At 69.5% G+C, this 21,332-nt stretch carries 19 protein-coding genes; 9 read left to right on the top strand and 10 right to left on the bottom strand.

What is annotated here, in order from left to right:
• Positions 1 to 20: 20 nt before the first annotated feature.
• A complete protein-coding gene (locus tag IF46_RS0104325; RefSeq protein WP_051723633.1) occupies positions 21 to 2,312 on the bottom strand; it encodes an ATP-binding protein in 2,292 nt (763 codons plus the stop codon).
• A gap of 141 nt (positions 2,313 to 2,453) precedes the next feature.
• On the opposite strand from IF46_RS0104325, the gene IF46_RS0104320 reads away from it, so the two are divergent.
• Together IF46_RS0104320 and IF46_RS0104315 are read left to right on the top strand one after the other, a co-directional pair.
• The gene (locus tag IF46_RS0104320) at positions 2,454 to 3,053 is read left to right on the top strand and encodes a hypothetical protein (protein WP_030486952.1); all 600 of its coding nucleotides are present in this window, start codon (positions 2,454 to 2,456) and stop codon (positions 3,051 to 3,053) included.
• Between the two features lie 149 nt (positions 3,054 to 3,202).
• Positions 3,203 to 4,468 (top strand): prolyl oligopeptidase family serine peptidase, encoded by a 1,266-nt coding sequence (locus tag IF46_RS0104315; RefSeq protein WP_030486951.1) that lies wholly within the window; start codon positions 3,203 to 3,205, stop codon positions 4,466 to 4,468.
• A gap of 50 nt (positions 4,469 to 4,518) precedes the next feature.
• On the opposite strand, the gene IF46_RS0104310 is transcribed toward IF46_RS0104315, so the two are convergent.
• The 4 genes from IF46_RS0104310 to IF46_RS0104295 all read right to left on the bottom strand — a co-directional run bounded on the left by IF46_RS0104310 (position 4,519) and on the right by IF46_RS0104295 (position 11,448).
• Positions 4,519 to 5,043, bottom strand: a complete 525-nt coding sequence (locus tag IF46_RS0104310; protein WP_030486950.1) for a hypothetical protein — start codon at positions 5,041 to 5,043, stop codon at positions 4,519 to 4,521.
• 95 nt (positions 5,044 to 5,138) lie between these two features.
• A complete protein-coding gene (locus IF46_RS0104305) occupies positions 5,139 to 6,635 on the bottom strand; it encodes a family 43 glycosylhydrolase (RefSeq protein ID WP_051723632.1) in 1,497 nt (498 codons plus the stop codon).
• A 162-nt stretch (positions 6,636 to 6,797) separates the two neighbouring features.
• Positions 6,798 to 7,985 carry an amidohydrolase family protein gene (locus IF46_RS0104300; RefSeq protein WP_030486948.1) on the bottom strand — a complete coding sequence of 396 codons (1,188 nt, stop codon included), beginning with the start codon at positions 7,983 to 7,985 and terminating at the stop codon, positions 6,798 to 6,800.
• A 115-nt stretch (positions 7,986 to 8,100) separates the two neighbouring features.
• Complete coding sequence (locus IF46_RS0104295) at positions 8,101 to 11,448, bottom strand: BTAD domain-containing putative transcriptional regulator (RefSeq protein ID WP_051723631.1); 3,348 nt, start codon at positions 11,446 to 11,448, stop codon at positions 8,101 to 8,103.
• A 404-nt stretch (positions 11,449 to 11,852) separates the two neighbouring features.
• On the opposite strand from IF46_RS0104295, the gene IF46_RS32200 reads away from it, so the two are divergent.
• Together IF46_RS32200 and IF46_RS33055 are read left to right on the top strand one after the other, a co-directional pair.
• A complete protein-coding gene (locus IF46_RS32200; RefSeq protein WP_051723630.1) occupies positions 11,853 to 12,374 on the top strand; it encodes an FG-GAP repeat domain-containing protein in 522 nt (173 codons plus the stop codon).
• A 21-nt stretch (positions 12,375 to 12,395) separates the two neighbouring features.
• Positions 12,396 to 13,670, top strand: coding sequence for an FG-GAP-like repeat-containing protein (locus tag IF46_RS33055; RefSeq protein ID WP_051723629.1), 1,275 nt, complete (start codon positions 12,396 to 12,398; stop codon positions 13,668 to 13,670).
• 121 nt (positions 13,671 to 13,791) lie between these two features.
• Here IF46_RS33055 and IF46_RS0104285 read toward each other — a convergent pair whose 3' ends face one another.
• Positions 13,792 to 14,439 carry a class I SAM-dependent methyltransferase family protein gene (locus tag IF46_RS0104285; protein ID WP_030486946.1) on the bottom strand — a complete coding sequence of 216 codons (648 nt, stop codon included), beginning with the start codon at positions 14,437 to 14,439 and terminating at the stop codon, positions 13,792 to 13,794.
• A 152-nt stretch (positions 14,440 to 14,591) separates the two neighbouring features.
• Positions 14,592 to 14,843, bottom strand: a complete 252-nt coding sequence (locus tag IF46_RS0104280) for a hypothetical protein (RefSeq protein ID WP_030486945.1) — start codon at positions 14,841 to 14,843, stop codon at positions 14,592 to 14,594.
• A 171-nt stretch (positions 14,844 to 15,014) separates the two neighbouring features.
• Here IF46_RS0104280 and IF46_RS0104275 point away from each other — a divergent pair, with 171 nt between their 5' ends.
• The gene (locus IF46_RS0104275; protein WP_030486944.1) at positions 15,015 to 15,545 is read left to right on the top strand and encodes a SigE family RNA polymerase sigma factor; all 531 of its coding nucleotides are present in this window, start codon (positions 15,015 to 15,017) and stop codon (positions 15,543 to 15,545) included.
• Positions 15,542 to 16,966 carry a hypothetical protein gene (locus IF46_RS0104270; protein ID WP_030486943.1) on the top strand — a complete coding sequence of 475 codons (1,425 nt, stop codon included), beginning with the start codon at positions 15,542 to 15,544 and terminating at the stop codon, positions 16,964 to 16,966. The genes IF46_RS0104275 and IF46_RS0104270 overlap by 4 nt, the downstream gene beginning before the upstream one ends.
• A 61-nt stretch (positions 16,967 to 17,027) precedes the next feature.
• On the opposite strand, the gene IF46_RS0104265 is transcribed toward IF46_RS0104270, so the two are convergent.
• Entirely contained in the window at positions 17,028 to 17,780 is a 753-nt protein-coding gene (locus tag IF46_RS0104265) for a GNAT family N-acetyltransferase (protein WP_030486942.1), read from the bottom strand.
• A 152-nt stretch (positions 17,781 to 17,932) separates the two neighbouring features.
• Between IF46_RS0104265 and IF46_RS0104260 the strand changes: the two genes are divergently transcribed.
• Entirely contained in the window at positions 17,933 to 18,667 is a 735-nt protein-coding gene (locus IF46_RS0104260) for a hypothetical protein (RefSeq protein ID WP_198041349.1), read from the top strand.
• A 73-nt stretch (positions 18,668 to 18,740) separates the two neighbouring features.
• Here IF46_RS0104260 and IF46_RS0104255 read toward each other — a convergent pair whose 3' ends face one another.
• On the bottom strand, positions 18,741 to 19,118 hold the full coding sequence (locus tag IF46_RS0104255; RefSeq protein WP_198041348.1) for a DUF4288 domain-containing protein: 378 nt from the start codon (positions 19,116 to 19,118) through the stop codon (positions 18,741 to 18,743).
• Positions 19,119 to 19,259: 141 nt separating this feature from the next.
• Here IF46_RS0104255 and IF46_RS34680 point away from each other — a divergent pair, with 141 nt between their 5' ends.
• A complete protein-coding gene (locus IF46_RS34680) occupies positions 19,260 to 19,481 on the top strand; it encodes a DUF1737 domain-containing protein (RefSeq protein ID WP_051723628.1) in 222 nt (73 codons plus the stop codon).
• Between the two features lie 8 nt (positions 19,482 to 19,489).
• Positions 19,490 to 20,323 (top strand): hypothetical protein, encoded by an 834-nt coding sequence (locus IF46_RS0104245; protein WP_198041347.1) that lies wholly within the window; start codon positions 19,490 to 19,492, stop codon positions 20,321 to 20,323.
• A gap of 53 nt (positions 20,324 to 20,376) precedes the next feature.
• Here IF46_RS0104245 and IF46_RS0104240 read toward each other — a convergent pair whose 3' ends face one another.
• Entirely contained in the window at positions 20,377 to 21,288 is a 912-nt protein-coding gene (locus IF46_RS0104240) for a GNAT family N-acetyltransferase (RefSeq protein ID WP_232233927.1), read from the bottom strand.
• Positions 21,289 to 21,332: the final 44 nt, after the last annotated feature.

Genomic DNA, 21,332 nt, shown 5'->3' with positions numbered 1-21,332 from the left:
TCGCTGGTCGAGGGCGTCGATCACGCGAGGTGGAGTCTTGCGCGCACGGCGTCGGCGTCCGGGTGCTGCAGGGCCGTGAAGATGTCCAATGCCCGCTGCCAATCGGCCCGGGCGGAAGTGGGGTCGCCGAGGGCGTCGCGGGTGTCGCCGAGTCGGCTGAGGGTGTCCGCCTCGCCCCAGCGGTCGCCGAGATCGCGGGCCAGCTCGAGCGTGCGCTCGTAGCACTCCACGGCCCGGTCGTACTGGCCAAGGTGGTGGTGTGCGTAGCCGAGGCTGTCCCAGGTGGCGGCCTCACCAGCCTGGTCGCCGAGCTGTCGCAGGAGGTCGAGCGCCTGCTCGCAATAGGTCAACGCCGCAAGGTGATCGCCGAGCTGGGCAAGGCACCAGCCAACCGCGTTGAGCGCATCGGCCTGGGCCCTGCGGTGGCCGGCGGCCTGGGCCAGGACGAGCGTCCGCTTCGAGTGTTCGAGGGCCTTGCGCGGCTCGCCCTGCCGGTCCCACAGCGAGGCGAGGTTCTGGTGCGTACGCGCCTCGCCCTCCACGTCTCCAGCGCGGACGTACAGGTCGAGGGCCCGTTCGAGGTGGCCCAATGCGTCGGCGTACCTGTTGACCACGGTGTGCGCGCCGGCGAGGAAGCGGTGCGCGACCGCCTGCGCGGCCGGGTCACCGAGACGCTCGGCGGCGAGCAGGGCCGCCTGGCAGGTCTCGACACGGTCGTGCCAGTGCCCCTGCCGATCCAGGAATGTGTCGAGGGCCCGCCCCAGCCGCCAGGTGTGTGCGTCGAAGCCAGCGTCGGCGGACTGGCGGAGCGCGGCGAGCAGGACCGGGTGTTCGGCGCTCAGCCAGGCCAGCGCCTCCGCGTGGGTGGTGGGCCGCTCGGGGTCCACGCCGGCCGCGGGTGGCCTCATCAGGTGGTCGACCGGGTCGCTCTGTGGGCGCAGCAGCTCGTCGGCGACGTACGCGGTGTGGGTGTAGTGGTCGAGGAGCCGAACCGTGGCTGCCACACGATCTGGCGCCGGATCGGTGCCGTCGCTGAGTTCGGCGGCGTACGCCCGCAGCAGGTCGTGTGCGGTGAACCGGCCGGGCCGGTACTCGGCGAGCAGGTTCGCGCGGGTCAGCTCGGTCAGTGACCGGCGGGTTCCATCCGCCGCAAGACCGGCAAGGCTGGCCGCCGCGGGCACCGTGATGTCCGGCCCGGGGTGCAGGCCCAGCAGCCGGAACAGCCCGGCCGCCGGCGGGGTGAGCGCTCTGTACGACCAGGAGAACACCGCGCGTACCTCACCGACCGCGTCACCGGCATTCAGTACGCCGAACCGCTGACCGGCTGTCCCCAACTCACTCGCGAGGGTGCCCAGCGGGAAGCCGGACTGCTGGGCTCTGGCGGCGGCGATGCTCAACGCCAGCGGTAGGCGTGCGCAGGCCGCGATGATCGCCTCGACGGCTTCCGGTTCGGCGGTGACCCGCTCGACACCGAGCCGGTTGGTGAGCAGGTGGCTGGCGGCGTCACGGGTGAGCAGATTGAGCGGGAGCGGCTGCGCCCCGTCGAGGCTGACCAGTGAGGTGAGCTGGTCGCGGCTGGTCACCAGTACCATGGTGGTGGGTGTGCCGGGCAGCAGCGGACGGACCTGTTCGGCGTCCCGTGCGTTGTCCAGCACGATGAGGATCCGCTTGTCGGCCAGCGCGCTGCGGTACAGGGCGGCTTGGGCGTCGAGGTCGGTGGGCACCCGCGCGGCCGGAACCCCGAGCGCGTCCAGGAAACCGCGCAACGCCGTCGCCGCGCTCAGCGCCGGCCCGCGCGGATCGAAGCCGCGCAGGTTCACGTAGAGCTGACCGTCGTCGAACCGGTCGGCGACGCGATGGGCCCAGTGCACGGCCAGGGCGGTCTTGCCCACCCCGGCGGTGCCCGAGATCGCGGCGACCACGACGGCGGTGGGCGCGGCGACGAGCTTGTCGAGGCGGGCCAGCTCGTCGTCACGCCCGGCGAAACTGGCCACGTCGGCCGGGAGTTGCCGGGGGACCATCCGGTCCGGTACGCGTGCCGCGCGGCGGCGGCTCTCCTCGATCCGGTCCCGGGCGGTGGCTAGTGCGCCCTGCTCGGCCGGCGTGGCACCGAGGAGCCGAACCAGCGCGTCGAGCCGGTCGGTGGGCGGCAGCGTCTTCCCGGTGAGGTATTCCGCGATCGCCGTGTGCGACCAGCCGGTGCGGGCGGCCAGCTCTCGATAGGTCAGCTCACCGTCACCCTGTTGGCGAGCGTGCCTGCGTCGCAACGCCCGCAACAACGCGGCAAGGTCGTCGGACGTTCGCGCCGTCACAGCATCCAGCGCCCGGCCCCCCACAGTCGACAATCGACGTCCGTCAGTGTACGGCGGTGTACGGAATCCCGGCCAGAGGTCATACCCGATCGGCGATCCTGCTCGGGTGCAGAGCGCACTGATCGAACCAATGGAGGTCATGTGTCCGTACATCTCAAGCCTCTGGTCCTGGCCCTGACCGTGCTCGCGGCGACGCTCACCGTCCCGGCGGCGGCCGCGTCGGCGGCGCCCGACGCGGCCATCTGCAAGGCGAAGGCGGCCTGCGCCGACGGCAGCCTGCGCGTGACGTCATCGGGCAGTTCGACCCGCACCACCGGTGACGTCACGACCAACGCGATCCCGGTGCCCACGCCACCCGCGTTCCCGCCGGGCACCCCCTGCTACCGCGAGGAGGTCTCCGAGGAGGTCTACGAGACAGCCACCTACACCACCATCTACGAGCTGTACTTCCAGGCGAGCGTCTGCCTGTTCTCCAACGAGATCGTGCTGTACGGCCTGGATACCTCGCTGTCCTTCCCCAACGACGTGCAGGACCCCCGACTGACCTCGATGCAGTTCGTCGTCCGGGACCAGATCGTCACCTACAGCCCGACCGAGAAGGACGGCTACTCCGAGCTGTGGGTGACCTTCTGCCCCGACCCGGCGCAGCCGAGCACCTGCCAGCGGTATCTGCACCGGCTGGGCCTCATCTTCAACCCCGCCTGGGTCTACCCGTTCTCCGTGTTCCAGCGCCTGAGTTGACCGTGCGGGCGACGGCCCTCCTCCCGTGATTGATCAGGGCGTCGTGGGCGCCCTGATCGCTCGTTGCGGCACCGGTTGCCAGCGGATCTCCGCAGCGTTACGGTGAGGTTTAATCGATGATCGTCGACGTCGCAAGTACGGGGGCCCGCATGTCCACGTCCGTCACTCGTCGCAGCGTCCTGGCCGGTGGGGCCGGGGCCGCCATCGGCCTGGCCCTGCCCGGCCACGCCGCCCACGCCGGCGGCCACCATTCCAGCAGCGTGAGCTTCACCCTCGACGCGAGAACGCTCGACGGCGGTGAGCAGGTCACCTCGGTCACCCTCGACACCGGCCGGCTCGGGCCGATCGACCCGGCCGGGCTGACCCCCGGCACGTTCACTGTGCACGCGAAGGCCACCAGCCCGATCCCGATCGCTCCCGGCGATCAGATCTTCAGCGAGTACGACGTGGACCGTCCGGTGGTCGCCGCCCGGCTCGACCGGCACGGGAACATCGTGCTGGAGCTGAGTCACGCCGAAGGTCAACTCGGGGGTGGCACCCTCGGCTACATCCTGAGCAGGGGCCGCAACGTCCGGCTGAACCTCGTCTACACCATCACGCAGAACACCCCGATCGCCAGGCGTCACGGCTCACCGATCACCATCACCCGCTTCGTGCAGGCAGGGCTGTCGAACCCCGAGGTGGACGCCTTCAGTCACCACGTCTCGGGCTCGGGCCTGAAGTACCGGCTGTATTCCCCCGACCACTCGCGCCAGCGCGGTCGGCGGCCGCTGATCGTCTGGCTGCACGGTGGCGGCGAGGGTGCCTCGCTGCCCGACGACTACTACGACAACGAGACCACACTGCGCGCCAACCGGGGTGCGCTCGGCTTCGCCACCGCGCAGGCTCAGCGGATCTTCGCCGGCGCGTACGTCGTCGCTCCGCAGAGCACGTCCTACTGGATGGAGGACGGCCCCCGGTTCGCCCCGCTGATCCGCGAGATCATTCAAGACCTCGTACGCCGCAAGCGCGTCGACCCGGACCGGATCTACGTGGTCGGTTGCAGCAACGGCGGATACATGTCCCTGGAGATGACGACGACCTATCCCGACCTGTTCGCCGCGTCGGTGCCGATCTGCGGCGTCGTCGAGCCGCTCAGCGGGGAGGGTCCGCCGCTGATCACCGACGCCGAGCTGGCGAAGATTCGAACCCCGACCTGGCTGGTCACCTCGCGCGACGACGACACCGTGCCACCCGAGACCAACACGATCCACGCCCACGACCTCATCCCAGGCTCATTGATCAGCCTGTACGACCACGTCGTCTGGAATGGCTACCAGTTCCCCGGCCACTGGTCCTGGATCTACGTGGCCCGCAACGACCCGAGCGTCGACGGCACCCACATCTGGCAGTGGATGGCCCGCCGTCGTCGGTGATCTGGTGTCCGGGGTCAAGCGAGCGTGCCAATGGCATTGGCTGGCGTGGCTCACCGCTTGCGGCGTAGTTCGCGTAACACCCCGTGCCGGCGCAGGGCCCAGGCGAGGCGCCGGACGCTCGGGTGCCGCACGAACAGCACCGCCGCCCGGCGGATCAGACCGAACCGGTCGTCGCTGAGCTGATTCTCGATCGCCTGCCAGATCAGCTCGCGCACCTTGGCGCTGGCCAGCACCGCCCGCACCTCCCGCCGCACCGCGGGATCCTCGGCCGCCGAAGCGATGGCGGCAGCCTGGCCCGGCCGGTCCGCGAGCGGCTGCACCGCCGCCGCGACGAGCGGTCGGCGTACCTCGTCCTGCTCCAGCAGGAGCAACACCGCTTCCCGAATCTCGACCGTGTCCAGGGCGGAGCGCAGCAGGCTCAGCAGGCTGCGCTCTACCTCGTGGTCATGGTCGGGGACGGAGAGCGTGGCCAGCAGCACCGCGACCTCATCGAGGTCGACGACGTGTCGTACCCCGGTGCGGAACTCCGGCAGCTCCCACGCCACCTGCAACGCCTTGACGAGATTGCGGTTCATGAGCCATCCGCTACCCGAAGGCGACAGGCGGCGAAACCCGGCGACCCGCCCGGGCCGGCGCAGCTTCCAGCACCCCCGTCAGCGGCCGCCGTGAGTTACTCCAGGTGGAAGGTGGCCGAGCCGCGGTCGGCGCTCGAACTGACCGCCTCGATATAGAGCAGTCCGTCGCGGTGGCGCACGTATCGGCCCGGGAAGTTCTGCGACTCCAGCGAGATCCCGGCGCTGTCGACGAGGCCGGCCTGGCGGCGGAAGCTCGCATCGCCGCCGAACAGCGCCGAGCCGTCGTTCTTCTCGACGTACAGGGCGTAGCCCCGGTGGCGTAGGTAGTAACCGGGGAAGTTTGTCGACTCCAGCGACACCGATCCGCTGCCAGCCAGGCCGTTGACGATGCGGAACTGGGAGTCGGCCAGGTTGGTCACGTTCGGCTCGATCCGGGCCCGATAGTCGTAGTGCCGGATGTAGCTGCTGGTCTGGTCATGTGAGCGCAGCCGAACCGGCGTGGCCCCGTCCGGCACCGGGATGCCGAAGTTCGGGGTGCCATCGGCGTTCCAGTAGACCTTCTGCAGCCTGGTACGTCGGTTCGGATCGTTGAGCGGATCGCCGCTGATGTCGCGGTAGTTCCGGTCGTGGTAGACGAGGATGTCGCTCTGCCCATCCTCGGAGACGGTGAACGAGTTGTGGCCGGGGCCGTACTGGCCGGTGGCCGCGTTGCTGGCGAACACCGGGCTGGGGCTCTTGCTCCAGGAGGCGGCGTCGAGCAGGTTCGCGGTGGCCGAGGCGCTCAGCATGCCCAGGCAGTAGTTGGCGTCCGTGGCGCTGGCCGAGTAGGTCAGGAAGAGACGGCCGTTGCGTTGGACCACCGCCGGCCCCTCGGCGACCCGGTAGCCGCGGGTCTCCCAGTCGTACGTGGGCACGACGAGCCGGGTCACGGTGCCCGTGATCTGCCACGGGTTGGCACCCATTCGGGCGAGGTAGACGTTGGAGTTGTTGGGCGTGCTCGGCTCCTGCTGTGCCCAGGTCAGATAGCGCACCCCGTTGGCGACGAAGGTCGAGGCGTCCAGGCTGAAGGTGTCCCAGGGGGTGGTGATCCGGCCGCGCTCGGTCCACGAACCGGTCAGCGGATTCGCGTTGGCGTTCTCCAGCACGTACATCCGGATTCGCCACACGTCATCGGTCCGGCCGGCGGCGAAGTAGACGTACCACCGGTTGTTGATGAAGTGGATCTCTGGCGCCCAGATGTGGGCGCCCATCTCTCCGCTGGTGTGCCGGTTCCAGATCGTCGTCTCCGCCGCCGTCGCCAACCCCTGCAGGGTGGTCGCGCGTCGCAGCACGATCCGGTCGTACTGCGGCACCGTCGCGGTCAGGTAGTAGTAGCCGTCGGTGTGCCGGAAGATGTGCGGATCGGCCCGCTGGTTCACCAGCGGGTTGGTGTAGTTGACGGCCGGTGCGGCGTGCGCCGGCCCGGCCACGGGCAGGCCGGCCGACACGGCGAGCACCACCAGCATCGCGGCCAGCACCGACCGCAGACGTCGAGGGCCATGGCGGCCGGCTCGGCGGATGACCGGGTCGGTGCGATCAAGTGGCAGCGGCATCTGTCCTCCGCGAGATTGGGGCGGCCACTGACCAGCGAAGGGCTGGGAATGTGACGGCGGCGTTGCGGCCAGGTGGCGGACTTCATGTTGGCGTTAACATCGACGACTGTCAAGGCGTGTTGGCCGCTCGCCTGGCCGAATCACCTCGACCCGGTGACGTCGTCAGGCCACCGGATCGCCGGCGCGGTACACGGCGAGCGGGCGGCGCAGCACCGTGATGTCGCTCGTCGGGTCGCCCTGCACGACCAGCAGGTCGGCCTCGAATCCGGGGCGGACGCGGCCCTTGCGCTGCCCGAGACCACACACCTCGGCACCGACCGAGGTGGCCGCGGTGAGGGCAGCGGCGGCGGAAATTCCGCAGGCCACGTACTCGACGAGCGTCTCCGGCAGGATCCCGTGCGGCTTCGCGGGGCCGAGGCCCGCGTCCGAACCGGCCACCAGACGGACCCCGGCCCGGTGCAGGGTGGCAGCGCCCTCGCGCAGCGCGGCCTCGCTGAGCCCGGCCCGCGCCGCCATCTCGACCACCTCCGGTGGCGTGACCACGGCCGGGTCGGTGCCGAGTGTGGGACAGGCCGCCACCCCGGACGCGGCCAGCCGGTCCGCCAGCTCGGCGGGGACGTGGGCGCCGGTCGCGGTCACGCACGTGCAGTGCTCGATGCCGTCGACACCGATGCGCAACGCCTGCTCCACCGCGCTGAGCGCGTGCGCGTGCGCGGTCACCGGCAGGCCCAGATCATGCGCCTGGGTCAGTGCGGCGGCCAGCTCCTGGTCGGTGAACTGCGGCCGGGTGGTGTCGGTGCCGGGGGTGAACACCCCACCGCTGGCCATGACCTTCACCAGGTCCGCGCCGGCCGCCGCCCGCAGCCGAACGGCCTCGCGGACCCCGTCGACACCGCTCGCCTCGCCCCCCATCGACCAGCAGTGCCCGCCGACGCTGGTGACCGGCGCCCCCGACCCCACCACCGTTGGCAGGTCGTCACGCACCCCCCGTTCCCGCCATCGGAGCACCGCGTCGCGCTGGTCGCCCAGGTCCCGGACCGTCGTGACGCCGGCCGCCAGGTGCGCACGCAGCGATGCTTCGACGACCGCATCGTGGTCTGTCTCGGGACGCTGCGCGAGCCGGCCTAGCGCATCAGGCCCAGCATCGGCGCACAGGTGTACGTGCGCGTCGACCAAGCCGGGCAGCAGCGTGCCGTCCGGCTCCTCGCGCAGCGGCCAGCCTTCCGGCGCCTCGGCCCAACCCTGGTGTACGCCAGCGATGCGCCCGCCGTCGAGCAGGACCAGCACCCCGCCGTCGACGAGCCGCTCGCCGTCGAACATCCGTGCCGCCCGCACAGCATGCTTGCTCATGACCTCTCCCCGCTGATGTCGGTGCCGCCCCGGTGGTGGCCTGACCATCGCATCGACACCGGGAGCACCGCCTCCGTCACCAGAGCGATCTCTCGCCCCCTGCCGAGTGAGCGACCTACTCCAGCCCCGCGCGCAGGACGGCCACCGCCTCGGCGCGAGTGCCATCGCCGAGGCCGGCGTAGATGCCGAGCGCCTCCGTCCAGGCGCGGCGCGCGGCGGGAGGGTCGTTCTCCCGGTATGCCGTGCCGATGATCGTCAGCGCCGCGGCCAGGAACGAGGGCCAGCCGCGTGTCCGCCACAGCCGCACCGACTCCTCCAGGTGCTCAACGGCCTCGTCCGGACGCCCCTCAGCCAGCTCGATCTCACCGAGCACCTGGAGCGCGTCCGCGATGTGGTGGGTCATCGTGTACTCGCGAGCCAGTACGAGGGAGGACGCCGCGGCGTCCCGGGCCATGTCCGGGTCACCGCTGCTCAGGTGGACGCGGGCCAACGCCAGCATCGTCAACACCTCGGCGTAGTGGTCGCGGTAGCGCCCGGAGATAGCCAACGACTCGGCCAGGGCTTGGCGGCTCAGGTCGAGGTCGCCGGCCTCCCGATGGGCCATACCGAGGAACTGCAGCACGGTCGACTCGTAGCGCGGAGTACCGAGTGCGCGGGCCAGCGCCAGTGCGGCGTTGAGGTGGGCTAAGGCCTGGTCCAGCCGGGTCTGCTCGCCATGGGCGACCGCGAGCGCGACGTGGGCGCGGGCCTGCCCGCCGAGATGGCCGGTCTCCTCGGCAAGGCGGAGCGAGCGTTCTCCCATCGCCACCGCCTCCTCTACCGCGCCCTGTGCGCTCAGGCCCCAGGAACAGATGACGGCGGCGTCCGCCATGCCCCGCCGCTCTCCCAGACTGGTGAACATCTCCAGCAGCCGGGCCCCGTCCGCCCGTAGGGCCGCCATCGCCTCGCCAGCCTGTTGACCCGAACTCCAGGTGCGCACGTCCACGAGACCGCGCAGCATGACGGCCGCGCCGAGGACGTTGTCGTTTCGCTGGCAGGTTTGCAGCACCAACTCGTTGGTGGCAGCCCACTCGAGGTACATCCCGCGGATGTCGAAGTATTTCTCCATGCACCCGGCCAGCCCGAACGCCAGCTCGTCCAGGCCAAGATCGCAGGCCTGCCGGATCGCGGCCCGCAGCGCCGAGCGTTCGGCGTCGAACCAGTCCAACGCCTCGAACCGGGGCATCGACCCGTCAGTCACGAACCCGATCGGGGTACGGGGTGCCGACCCGTGGATCGCCGCGTAGCAGGGACCGGGCACGTCGGTCGCCATTCGCTCGGCGAACGCCAGCCAGGCCCCGAGCCCGCGCGCCAGCACCGCCGCGCAGCGGTCCGCGCCGTCCTCAGCCTCGGCGCGTTCCCGTGCATAGAGGCGTACGAGGTCGTGGAAGCGGTAGCGGATCTGCCCGATCTGATCGGACCCCACCATCGCCAGCAGCTGGGCGTCGACCAACGCGTCGACGTGTTCGGTGGCATCGTCGAGGGAGGTGCCCAGCAGGCAGGCCGGCAACCAGGCCGGAAAATCCTGCATGGTGAACAACCCGAGCATCCGAAACAGCCGTCCGGCGGCCTCGGGCAGGCCCTGATAGCTCAACGCCAGTGACGCGCGGACCTCCAAGTCACCTGCGGCAAGCCGGTCGAGTCTGCGCCTCTCGTCGGCGAGCAGCTCCGCGAGGTGCGCCAGTCGCCACCCGGGCCGGGCGGTGAGGCGAGCACCGGCGACCCGTACGGCCAGCGGCAGTCCTCCACACAGCCGCACGACTTCGGCCGCGTCGACCTGCTCCGCTCCGACCCGTTGCGAGCCGGCGATCCGGCCCAACAGGCGCAGCGCGTTGTCCGGATCGAACACGTCGAGGTCGATCAGGCGCGCACCCTCGACGCCGGTGAGCCGGGTTCGGCCGGTGATGAGCACCGCGCAGGTGGCCGCGCCGGGCAGCAGCGGCCGGACCTGCTCCTCGGAAGCCGCGTTGTCCAGGACGACAAGCACTCGACGGTCGGCGAGACGGCTGCGGTACAGGGCCGCGCGTTCCACCACGTCGTCGGGCACCGCCCGGTTGTCGACGCCAAGTGCGCGCAGGAACCTCGCCAGGACCTCACCCGGCTCCATCGGGCGCAGCTCCGAACCGCGCAGGTTCACGTACAGCCGACCATCCGGGTAGGTCTCCGCGGCCAGGTGCGCCACGTGCACGGCAAGCGCCGTCTTGCCGATCCCACCCATGCCGGTGATCGCCGCGATCACCAGGGTCGACGAGCCAGCGGTCAGCAGCGTCAACAACTCGTCGACAGCCCTGTCGCGGCCGGTGAAGTCGGCGATGTCCGGTGGCAGCATCGAGGGCACCGCCACCGACCGGGCGAGTCGTAGCCTGCGGACCAGCCCTGGAGACTCGTCATCATCGTGGTCGTCGTCCTGCTCGGGCACCTCGTCGCGCAGGACCCGGAGGTGCGCGCTCTGCAACTCCTGAGCCGGTTCCACCCCGAGCTCCTCAATCAGGCGCTCGCGCACCTCGGCGAAGAGCCGTAGCGCTGTGGCCCGCTCACCGCCTCCGGTGAGCGCCAGCATGAGCCGGGCGTGCACCCCCTCGTGATAGGGCTCGTCCTGCGCGAGGTGGCGCAGCGGTGCCACGGCCCGGTCGTAGCGGCGTATCTCGATGGCGACGTCGGCCAGGAGTAGGGCCGCGTCCAGGCGCAGCTGGCCCGCCGCACGAGCGACCGGATGGTCGCGCAGCCTCGGGTTGGCATCGGCCAACACCGGGCCACGCCAGCAGCGCAACGCCTGGTCGAGCAGGTCCAACGCCTCGGTCGGCCGCTCCTTCCGCAGGGACCGGGCCCGCCCGAGCATGGCGGTGAATCGGGTGAGATCGAGGTGTTCATCGGCCAGGTGCAGCAGGTAGCCGGCGTGGTTGAGCTGGATCATCCCTCCGGGTGAGCGCTGCGGGCGAAGAGGCTCCAGCATCGAGCGGAGTTGGCCGATCGCCATGTGGATCTGGGTGACGGCGGTCTTGGGCGGCGTGCTGCCCCAGAGCATCTCCACGATCTCGTCGCGGCCGACCGGCCGGTTGAGCCGCAGCGCCAGCAGTCCGAGTAACCCTCGCTGGGCCGACGTCGCGATGGTGACGGATCTGCCACCGCGGCGAACCACCAGCGGCCCGAGCACGTCGATGCGGACCTGGTCGCCGCCGAGCCGGCTGTCGACCCTCGCGGCCGAGAGCAGCTCGCTCCGGTCGTCCGCCGACAACTCAAGTGCGGCGGCCAGACGCTCCAGCGAATCAACGTGCGGATGCCGTACCCGATCCTTCTCGATGTCGCGGAGGGTCCGAACGCTGACGCCGCTGCGTTCGGCGAGCGCGTCCTGAGTGAACCCGATCCTTCGGCGGTGGCGCGCAACGAGCTCACCGACGCGTACCTCAGACGCGGATGCGTCCATATCCACATCAATCCTGCGTCGATGAGACGCGTTCTCCCCGTCAACCGGCAACCGAAACGCCGTCGTCGATTCTGCCGGTCCGCCGGTGCCGGGTCCAGAGGTGAGCGTCGATCGTCCCAACTGACCAGTGAAAGCGCGGTGCGTGCTGAGAGACGCCGGACCGTGTGATCCACATAGCCGTGGCTGAGCCGCGATGTAGTGACGTCGGGTCGGTCTCGAGTATGTCGGCGACATAGTCGGCAGTTAGGAGAGCGCTTAGTGACGGCCGGAATCCTTTGACCAGAGGTTGCGGCCCGAAGCACCTGGGGGGCGAGCCGATGACCTGAACGGGGGTAGGCCCGGCGATCGCCACTCGTGGCGGTCACCGGGCCTGATCGTGTGTCGAGGCACAACGGAGGCCAGCCGTGGGATCAGACCGCCGTAGCAGTTCCGTCCGAGCAACCAGCATCGCGCTCATCGCCCTGCTGGCCGCGCTGGCATCGCTGGTGGTCCTACCCGCGACGGCCGCTCACGCCACGGCGCCCGCACGGGTCGGTGACTATGACGGTGACGGTAGGACCGATCCCGCCTACTACCGCCCCGGCCCCAACGGTGGCACCTGGCGGGTGGGCTACACCGGCGGCACGCAGGTGACGCTTCGTACCGGCTGGGGTGAGTTGCGCGACGAGGTGGTTCCGGGCGACTACAACGGCGATGCGTTGACCGACATCGCCGTCTTCCGTCCCTGGGACGGCAGCTGGTCCGTCGCCTACACCGGCGGCGGTACGGCGGTACTCAAGACCAATTGGGGCATCCAGGGTGACCTCCCGGTCCCCGGCGACTACAACGGCGACGGCCGTGACGACATGATGGTGTTCCGCGCCTCGGACGGCAGTTGGTCGGTCGCCTACAGCAGTGGTGGCACGGCGGTACTCAAGAACAACTGAGGCGGGCCCGGAGACATCCCGGTGCCGGGCGACTACAACGGCGACGGCCGCTTCGACATGGTGGTGTTCCGCCCCGACGGAAGCTGGCTCGCTGCCTACGCCGGCGGTGGCACCACGACAATCAGGACGGTCGGCGGCAGTCGCAGCGACATTCCCGTCCCCGGCGACTACGACGGTGATCGCCGCAGCGACATGCTCCTCTACCGTCCGGCAGCCGGGCAGTGGCTGCTCAGCCAGGGCGGGGGCGGGGGCGGCACCACGGTGCTGCGCTCGTCGTGGGGTGGTTACGACGACATGCCGGTGCCGGGCGACTTCGACGGCGACGGCTCCTCGGACCTGACCATCTTCCGTCCAAGGGATGGGAGCTGGTCGGTGGCCTACGCTGGCGGCGGCACCGCCGTCGTTCGGGTGGGTTTCGGGACGGTCGGCGACCTCTCCCTGCCAGCGTCCACCATTCCTGGCACTCCTGGCCGCACCGACGGCCTGACCAAGCCGGTCTACTTCGTCCACGGATACGTCTGGGGCTCCGGGACGGACTGCAACCACTCCTACTGGGCCAACGCCGTCGCCGACTTCCGCCTGGACGGGGACCCCGCCTACGCCGAGATCACCAGAACCGTCGGCTTCTACCAGGGGGACACCAACTGCGATGTCCGGCTCGTAGAGGGCACGCACGACACCCCGATCGAGGAGTTGGGCCGGCTACTCAGTTGGGAGATCTACCACCGCTACGCGCGCTTCGGGGTCGCCGTCGACGTGGTGGCCCACTCGATGGGTGGCCTCGTCACCATGGCGGCAATCTCGGGGACCCAACGAAATCTCGTCGGCTGGGCCCCCTACATCTACGTGGAGGACGTCTCCACGCTCGCCTCGCCGTTCGCCGGCATCTCCGACGTGCTGGCGCTGGGCTGCGGGGCCTTCACCCACCAGTGCAGCCAGATGGCCGCCAACTCGGCCTTCTATCGCACCTGGTCGGCGAACAACCCCCAGGCCGACGGTACCGGCACAGACTGGACCCTGATCGGGTCCTACGCGGACGTCGTCGTCTCGGAGACCAGCGCGACAGCCATGAGCAATCCCGGGCACAAGATCCTCTACTACCAACGGCTCTCCGGCGACGAATCGGTCACCCATGCAACAATCACCGAGCCCATCGTCGCCGCCTACTCCTTCCGGGCCTGCGATCACTACCGCAGCTGCGACATGAACACCATCGCCAGCTGGCCGAGCAGTTCATCCGCGAACGACCCCGTTCTGATGGCACGACTGGGCAGCTACCGCTTCACGCTGAGCTGACCCGAGACCGATGCGGGCAGGCCTCGCCACTGCGCGGAGGCCGCCCCTGGTGCAGCGGGGGCATGCGGCCATCGCCGTACCACGGTGTCGGGCAACAAGTACGCCATCGACGGTCGGCGACTCACGCAACAAATGTGAAGATTCTGCCGCTCGGTGGGGTCGGCTGAGGTCGACCGTGAAAGCGATGAACGCCAACAGAGAACAGCACGCCAGCTGGGGCGTGAAACGCCTCCTCAGCGAAGCCGGCGTCGGTGAACCAGCCGCGTATCGCCGGGGTGAGATCAGGATCGCGGCGGGTTCTGGTCCAGATCACGGTTGCCTCGGAGGCGCACAGCCGAGGCAGGGCGTTGATCGTTGCCCGTACGTCCTCATCACTGATGTTGCCCAGCACTCCAGCGAGAACGACCAGATCGGCAGGGGCTGCCGTGTGGTAGGCGGCGAAGTCGCCCGCATCGGCCTCGGTGGCGGTGATCCCGTCGAGCCTGGCTGCGGCGATACCCATCCGGGCTGCGGCCACGTTGCGAGGGTCGTACTCGATCAGCTCTGCGCGTACCCGATGAGCGTCTGATCTCGGCGCGAGGGCGCCGATGAGGTCATGCCCTTGTCCCGCGCAGACGCTGACGACCCGGAGTGAGGCCTCCGGCCGTTGGTCGAGCCAATCGTTGATGTGCTGCCGAACGAGCCGAAGCCTTTGCGACAGCGGCGATGTGTCGTCGTCGTAGGGCAGGTGCCAGGCGTGCCAGTCCGGAACAGCGTTCACCAAGACCATGTTGCCATCCGGTGGGCGGGCTGCGTTGCCGGGCGGTCAACGCGCGGCGGCGAGGGAGACGACGCGGGCGGCGCAGTTTGCCGCGTACGACGACAGCGCGGCCGGCGGGCAGGGGCACAATGTCGCGTTGCCGCTACCCGACAGTTGCTGACTCATCGGCGTCGCATGATCGCGTGCATTGTGTTGCCACTCCCGACCTGCGTCACATTAATGAGTTCCCATCCCGTTCGGCTGAGGAAGTCGGCGGCGGCGAGTGCCTGGCTGATGCTGCTGCCACCAGCGGCATAGGCGGCCACGGCAAGGTGCCGGTGCGGGTATGCGCGCAGATCGATCAGCTGCTGCAGAACCGCCGTTGCGGTGATGACGCGGGATCGAGCGACAAATTCAATGGTCTCGCGGGGCATGCCTCGACGATAGGGGCAACCAGCGTGGACGATCACCCGGCGCCAACGGCTACGGCGATGCAGGGTGCAAACTGGCGAGACAAGGCCCTCCCACTCAACCTCGGACGCCGCCGATCGCGTCTCACCCTGCATCCGCTCGCGGATGCGAGGCGGACACGACCTGGAGGTGGCGTGAGTCGGCGCGAGGACGACGAACAGTTCCGGCTGTTCGTACAACGACAATGGGGGCCGTTGCTCCGAACCGCCTACCTGCTGACTGGCGATCGGGGGACAGCCGAGGACCTGGTGCAGTCGGCGCTGGAGAAGACCCATCGGCGCTGGGGGCGGGTGCTGCGCAGAGACGCGCCTGAGGTCTACGTACGTCGGGCGATGGTCAACACGGCGATTTCCTGGCGGCGTCGACGGCGGCCGTTGGAGGTGCCGCTGCTGACCTCCGACAGCGCGCCGACGGGTGACGCCTACGCGCAGGTGGAGGAGCGGCAATGGCTTCTCACCGCGCTGCGGCGGTTGCCGCCCAGGACCCAGGCGGTTCTGGTGCTGCGCTACTTCGAGGACCTCAGCGAGGTGGACACCGCCAAGGTTCTTGGCTGCTCCGTCGGCTCGGTGAAGAGCCAGGCGTCGCGCGGTCTGGCCCGGCTGCGGGGCGAATTCGCCCTACCCGACTTTCAGACTCCGGTTCGGCTCGAGGAGGAACTGGCATGACCGAGAGCTTTGCTCACTCGACGCTCAGTCCCGCGCTGCGGCAGGCCGCGCACGGCGTCGGCGTACCTGAGGACCCGTGGCCGGGGTTTGCCCGGCGCGAGCGACGGCACCGGCGGACGCGGCTGATCCGGGCGGCTGCGGCCGCCGTAGTCGGGGTCGCGCTCGTCGGGGTCCAGACCAACGTGGTGCCCCTGCCCGGATGGGCACCTGGCATCGCGGTCGCCGCCGCCCCGGCGGCGCTGCTCGACGCGCCACCACGGGGGGCGCTGACCGGAGATCAAGCCTGGCTGAAAACCCTCCAGGCGCGGATCAGCACGGATCTGCCGGCGCGAATCGACGCCTCGTTGGGAGGCTGGAAGGTGGGCGATCGTGACCAGATTCGTCTGCTCTACGGCAGTGACCAGCCGGGCCACCGGGTCGCGCTGGTCGCGGTGCCGCTACGGTTCGGCCTACTGACCAAGCAGGCACTGTTCTGGTACGTCGGTCCGGCCGGGGCCAGCGCCCGAGAGATGCGCTATGCCGGCCACAGCGAGGACGTCGACAACCCGGTGATGACCCTGATGCAGCCCGGCACCGACCGGGGCGGATACGCGGTTGTGGTCGGGCCGACCGAGTCCACCGTGCTCATCACTGGCGACCCTCGGTACACGTCGAGGGGAACGCTGGAGTACCAGAACCTCGCGAGGACCGACGGAAGTGGCGTGGGGATCGCCGTTCTGCCTGACACGCCGCTTCGCAACGAACCCGTCGTCCGGGTCAGCCGAGGCGATCACGTGCTCTTTCAGGAAGGGTTGGGCGGCGGCCCGTACGACGCGATCGACCCGACCGGCCCGGAGATGGACTTCCTGCTCACCGCCGCCCGACAGGGCGTCCGAGGTACGCCGCTGAACGACGCCAACCTGCGCGACTTCGTCCAATCGGCACTGCTCGACAGCCGCCTGCCAGCCGCCGGGACGACGGTACGGGTGCGGTGGTCGGGCAGCGAGCGCGGCCACGCGGCCACGCTGCTCACCGTGCAGCCGGCCGGCGGCGGCGTGATCGCGTACGCCAGGCACGGCGACGAACGGACCGGATGGTGGACCGACCTGCGACTGCTGCTGCCGGCCGGCGGCGCCGACCAGCGACCAATCGGCTGGCGTCTCCGGGCCGACACCGGCACCGGCACGCCAACCGATCAGGTGCGCGTGATCGCCCCGCCCGACGCGGCCCGCGTCACGGTCACGATCGGTGGCGCAGCTCCAGCGATGGTCACCCTCGACGCGTCGAACGCCGGCATCACCCGGATAGCGCCGGACCAGTCGGCCACCTTCACCGCGTACGCCAGGGACGGCCGTCTCCTCGGGACCACCCCGTTGCCGCAGGTCGAGGTCGACATGTCGGGCCTGCCGGGTGACAGCCCGGCAACCCGGCTGACCCCCTGACGAACCAGAGCGTGGCCGAGCCGTCCGCAGGCGGCTCGGCCACGCCGAGCAGGTCCGAGCCTCAGCTCAAACCGATGTAGAGCCGTTCACCGGCAGGCCGGTAGCCGACGCGCTCGTAGACCCGCCACGAATCCTCGCCGGAGGCCTCCAGCCACGCGATCTCCGTGCCGGTGGTGAACAGCCGCCGGGTTATGTCGGCAGTGATCGCACCCGCAAGCCCTCGACGACGGTAGGCCGTACGAACGGCGATGCCGGCGACCTCACTTACCGCGCCGGTGGGCGGGGCTGCTCCACCACCTCCCGCGCAGACGCCGTCGTCAGTGACGGCCATGACGACCACGCCGCCGGCCTCCTGCTGACGCCGGAGCCGAGCTACGTCAGCCTTGGAGGCCACCGGATCGCCGCCGAAGGCTTCGTTCTGAGTGCTTATGACCGCGGCGCGCTGAGCATCGGTGCCGGGTTCGTGCAGATTGAGGTAGTCGAGCGTAGGTGGTGTCGTCAATGCGCCTGGCACACAGAGCAGATAGGTGTGCCGGGCTTCCACGACGAAGCCGGCAGCGACCAGTTGCGCCTCCAGGCCCGGGGCGCAACTGGTGACGTACTCCAGGCGCGGCGTGCGTTCAGCCGCGCGGAAGGCCGCGACCAGCGCGGTGATGTCAGCGGCGGTGATGGCAGCACCGGGATACGGACTCGCGTAGTTGATGTGGGGACTGGTCGTTGTCGGATCCATTCCGATCACGAACGGCCCCACCCCTATGGGCGTGGGTCGGTTGGACAGGTTGGCGACGACGGACTGCTGGATGCGGGCATCCATGGTCAACGTAAACCTCGATGCATGGGAGACGCTGCGGTGGGCGAAGAAGCATTGGGCCACTTGCCACGCGAGAGCAGCACGACGGTCATCCGTCGCGTGGTCAACACTCAGGCGGCCGCTCGTCCTACCCGGATCACAGGCGTCATCCCCTCATGCAGAGTGGCCACGTCGATCACGTGGTCGACCGTAAGGTTGCCGCAGCTGACTTGAGCCTGTCAATCTTGATTACTGCCGCATCCGCCGATCGTGCGCTTCGGGCCGATGAGCGGCTGAAGACCCTCAGGAGTCACACGAGCGCTAACGTTCAGGTCGTGTATTGGGACCCGGCGCCGGCGGTTGAAGCGTCCGCCGACGTGGAGGTGGCGAGTCTTCTCGCGGGCGGACGGCGCCTCGGGCCGCCGGAGCAGTACCTGCGGGGGCGGTGGACAGACAGGGATTGGCGGAACGTGCCGGGTGCCTTCTACGGTGCGCGGACCGATTCGTGCTGGACGGGTCGCGAGATCGCTCCGCTGCACGTGGTCTACGAGGCCGAGTTCGGCGGCGAGATCGTCTACCGGCAGCCGACCAACTCCAGCGAAGTCCAACTTCTGCTGACGGCCGCCTGGAGCGACCCTTTCTGCGCCTACGCCGCAGACGGCGACGAGCACTGGACGCTCGACCTCGTGCGGCAATGGTGGACCGAGCGGGAGTGGCTGGCCGCATGGATCGATCAGGTACAACACCAGTGGTCAGCCAGCGATCGGGCCGACGAGCGTGACAACGCGGCGGGCCTGGTCGAGTTCGGCCGGTACCTCGACGACGGGCTGGAAGCTGATCTTCGTGACTACGGGTTCTGGCTGGATAACCGAAGACCTCGTCAGCCACGTGAAGCGCTTCCGAGCCTTTAGTCCGTCCTGAAGCCATGCCTGCGGTGTGCGCGTCTGCCGCAGGCCGGGCGGGCGGAACGGACAGCGAGCCTGCTCAGGGGTGGCACCCCTCGTCGGATACCGCGCAAACGTCACCTTGTCTCTCCTGGCCGGTATCGAAATATGCCGTCAGGTATGCCTGCGGGTCCAACTCGCTGTCCCTCATCAGTGAGAAGATCTCCGCGCCATGTTCCGGGGCGTCGAACATTCGGTACGCCTGAGCGAGTCCCGCGAAAACCGTGTCTGTCTGATCAGCCGCGTACTCGAGTGCCTCGGCCTCCGCCAGCACGATCGCCTGGTCGAAACTCTCCGCTCGCCACAGCGTCAGCCTTTCCTCGTACAACTGCTCTCTCGGATCGGACCCGATGCGGAAGACACACCGCACAGAGAACCAACTCACCTCACTCAACTGCGCCTCACCGCTCGGGTCCACCCACACATCATCCCGCAGCGGCTTGCCCTCAGCGATCCTGATCTGCCGACACAGTCGCGCTTCCGCCGCTGGTCTCGCAACCAAGCAAGACGGGATGCAGCCGGGACTGGGCATAGGCATTCGGGCAGGCACAATGCGGCGATGGCAGATTTCACTGAGCCGCTCGGCTACCGACTCATCACCGGACCCGACGATGCTGAGTTCTGCATCCGCGTGAGCGTCCTTCTCGACCAGGGCTATCAACTGCACGGGTCGCCGGCGCTGACCTTCAACGGCGAACGCGTCATCGCCGCTCAGGTGTTGGTGCTGCCGCAATCCGTCGGCTCCGAGGGTGGTTGCCAACCGCCTCGACGAGGATCTTAGGGTGCACCGTGATGATGGTGATGAGCAACAGTTGGCGTTGGTGGCTGAGTGCCGGCGGCATCGCGCTCACGCTGCTGCCGCTCGGGCAGGGTGCGCCCATGACCGCTGTCGTGGCGGCGACCTTTGGCCTGGTCGTGGTGGGAGCCTGGGCTTGGGGAACCCGTAGCGGTCGTGCCGTCGGCGTGGCTGTCGGCGTCGTCCTCATCGCCGGGCAGGCCGCCGCGTTCGCCATCTCGCAGTGGCCCCGCAGCCTGATAGCCGCACCATGGCTTGACTGGCTCATGGTGTGGATGCTCGTCGGCATCGTGTGCCTGGCCGCGTTGGTCATCGATCGGAGCGTCCACCCCGTCTCGTCCCCTCACCTGGCCGGAGGGAACCTGACGGCGGGCAAAGTTCACTGGGCTGCCTCGACCGCGACGTTGGCAACCGTGCTATTGCTGGGCGGCTGCGGGCTCGGCGTCGTTGGGTCCGACGGTGATGGCAGGCTACGGTTCCCCGCCCGCGACGACGAGGCCCTCCCACTGCCGACGTCGCTGCGCCTCGTGTCGGCCGACGCCTGCGCCGACGGTGGTAGCAGCGGCAACTGCACAGCCGAGTTCGCGGTGATGGCCGCCGATGGTGCCGACAGGGCAACTACCGTGGCCCGGCTCGTCGCACACCTCCGCAGCTGTGGTTGGCCCCTCCAGCCCGAAGCTCGCGGCTTTCGCGGATCCCGCGAGACCGGCGGGATCCTGAACTGGACGGCGCACCGCATGTGGCTGTACGACGACGTCGAGCCGGTGTCGGCGCAGCGGCCGTCACCGCCGCCGGACGCAGTAGTCATCTACATCGGCAACCTATGACACAGTGCCCCGCAACGACCAGCCCGCACTCCTTCGCCGCGGTGCAGTCGGCGTCAGTGGACGATGACCAGGTCGGCCATGTCGACGACCGGCCGGTAGCCGAGGGCGGCGTAGATCTTGTTCGACGTTGGGTTGGCTTGGTCGGTGAACAGGCAGACGCGCGTACCCTCGGCCTGGATCCGCCGGGAAACCTCGGCGACCGCGTTGCTGGCCCAACCGCGACCGCGTTGGGCCGGCGGCGTGTACACCGGGCCCACGCGGGCCACCCCGAACGACGGTGGGTTGGCACCGGTGAGGTGCACCGGCTTCCCTGTCTCGTCGACCCAGAACCACAGCCGTCCGGCTTGGAGCCGGCGCAGCATCTCCGCGTGGTCGGGCATCTCGTGCGCCCTGGTGCCGCGCGGGCGACCGGCCTGTTCGTCGGCGTCGCCCATGAACGCGGCGAACCACTCCGTGACCAGTCCCATGTCCTCTTCGGTCGCGACCACCAGGCCGCCGCCTACCGGTGGCGGCCACGCCAGCTCGCCGAGCTCGTGCAGCCGCGTGTGCTGGGTGACCTGGACTCGGCCCCCGCCGAGCCGGGTCAGCTCGGCGGCGCACAGTTCGACGGCAGGCAAGGCTCCGTTGACCGCGAGCACCTCCTCCTCGCGGTCGTGTAACGCGTGGGCCAGCGCAACAGCCGCCTCGTCGGGCATGGGCAGCAGGAATGGTGGGTCGGGGGCGAACGGCGCCGTGCGCATTCCTGCGCCGACCACGGTCCCGGAGTCGTCGCTGACCACCAGCCACCAGGTACGGTCGGGCTGCGAGAGCTCCTCGGCCCGCTGCGACAACATCCGGTGCGCGACGGTGGTCACCACCGTGCTGACGACGGGGTCGGCGCCCAGGTAATCACCCGCAGCGGCCAGGAATTCTCCCGGCTCGGTGAGGAACCGCAGCCGCAGTCCGGCCATCGGGATAGTGCTCATCTGCCTACGCTAGCCACCGTCGTGCCACATTGACGCGGGAATTT

It is taken from the genome of Micromonospora chokoriensis (genome assembly GCF_000718555.1).
Lineage (GTDB): Bacteria > Actinomycetota > Actinomycetes > Mycobacteriales > Micromonosporaceae > Micromonospora > Micromonospora chokoriensis_B.
Note: the sequence above shows the minus strand (reverse complement) of the source record. Positions and strands in the feature narration are given on the sequence as shown.

Coding starts and splice junctions, on each gene's coding strand:
- IF46_RS0104315 (WP_030486951.1), top strand. CDS start 3,203: ATGTCCACGTCCGTCACTCGTCGCAGCGTCCTGGCCGGTGGGGCCGGG.
- IF46_RS0104310 (WP_030486950.1), bottom strand. CDS start 5,043: ATGAACCGCAATCTCGTCAAGGCGTTGCAGGTGGCGTGGGAGCTGCCG.
- IF46_RS0104305 (WP_051723632.1), bottom strand. CDS start 6,635: ATGCCGCTGCCACTTGATCGCACCGACCCGGTCATCCGCCGAGCCGGC.
- IF46_RS0104300 (WP_030486948.1), bottom strand. CDS start 7,985: ATGAGCAAGCATGCTGTGCGGGCGGCACGGATGTTCGACGGCGAGCGG.
- IF46_RS0104295 (WP_051723631.1), bottom strand. CDS start 11,448: ATGGACGCATCCGCGTCTGAGGTACGCGTCGGTGAGCTCGTTGCGCGC.
- IF46_RS0104285 (WP_030486946.1), bottom strand. CDS start 14,439: ATGGTCTTGGTGAACGCTGTTCCGGACTGGCACGCCTGGCACCTGCCC.
- IF46_RS0104280 (WP_030486945.1), bottom strand. CDS start 14,843: ATGCCCCGCGAGACCATTGAATTTGTCGCTCGATCCCGCGTCATCACC.
- IF46_RS0104270 (WP_030486943.1), top strand. CDS start 15,542: ATGACCGAGAGCTTTGCTCACTCGACGCTCAGTCCCGCGCTGCGGCAG.
- IF46_RS0104265 (WP_030486942.1), bottom strand. CDS start 17,780: ATGGATGCCCGCATCCAGCAGTCCGTCGTCGCCAACCTGTCCAACCGA.
- IF46_RS0104260 (WP_198041349.1), top strand. CDS start 17,933: ATGCAGAGTGGCCACGTCGATCACGTGGTCGACCGTAAGGTTGCCGCA.
- IF46_RS34680 (WP_051723628.1), top strand. CDS start 19,260: ATGGCAGATTTCACTGAGCCGCTCGGCTACCGACTCATCACCGGACCC.
- IF46_RS0104240 (WP_232233927.1), bottom strand. CDS start 21,288: ATGAGCACTATCCCGATGGCCGGACTGCGGCTGCGGTTCCTCACCGAG.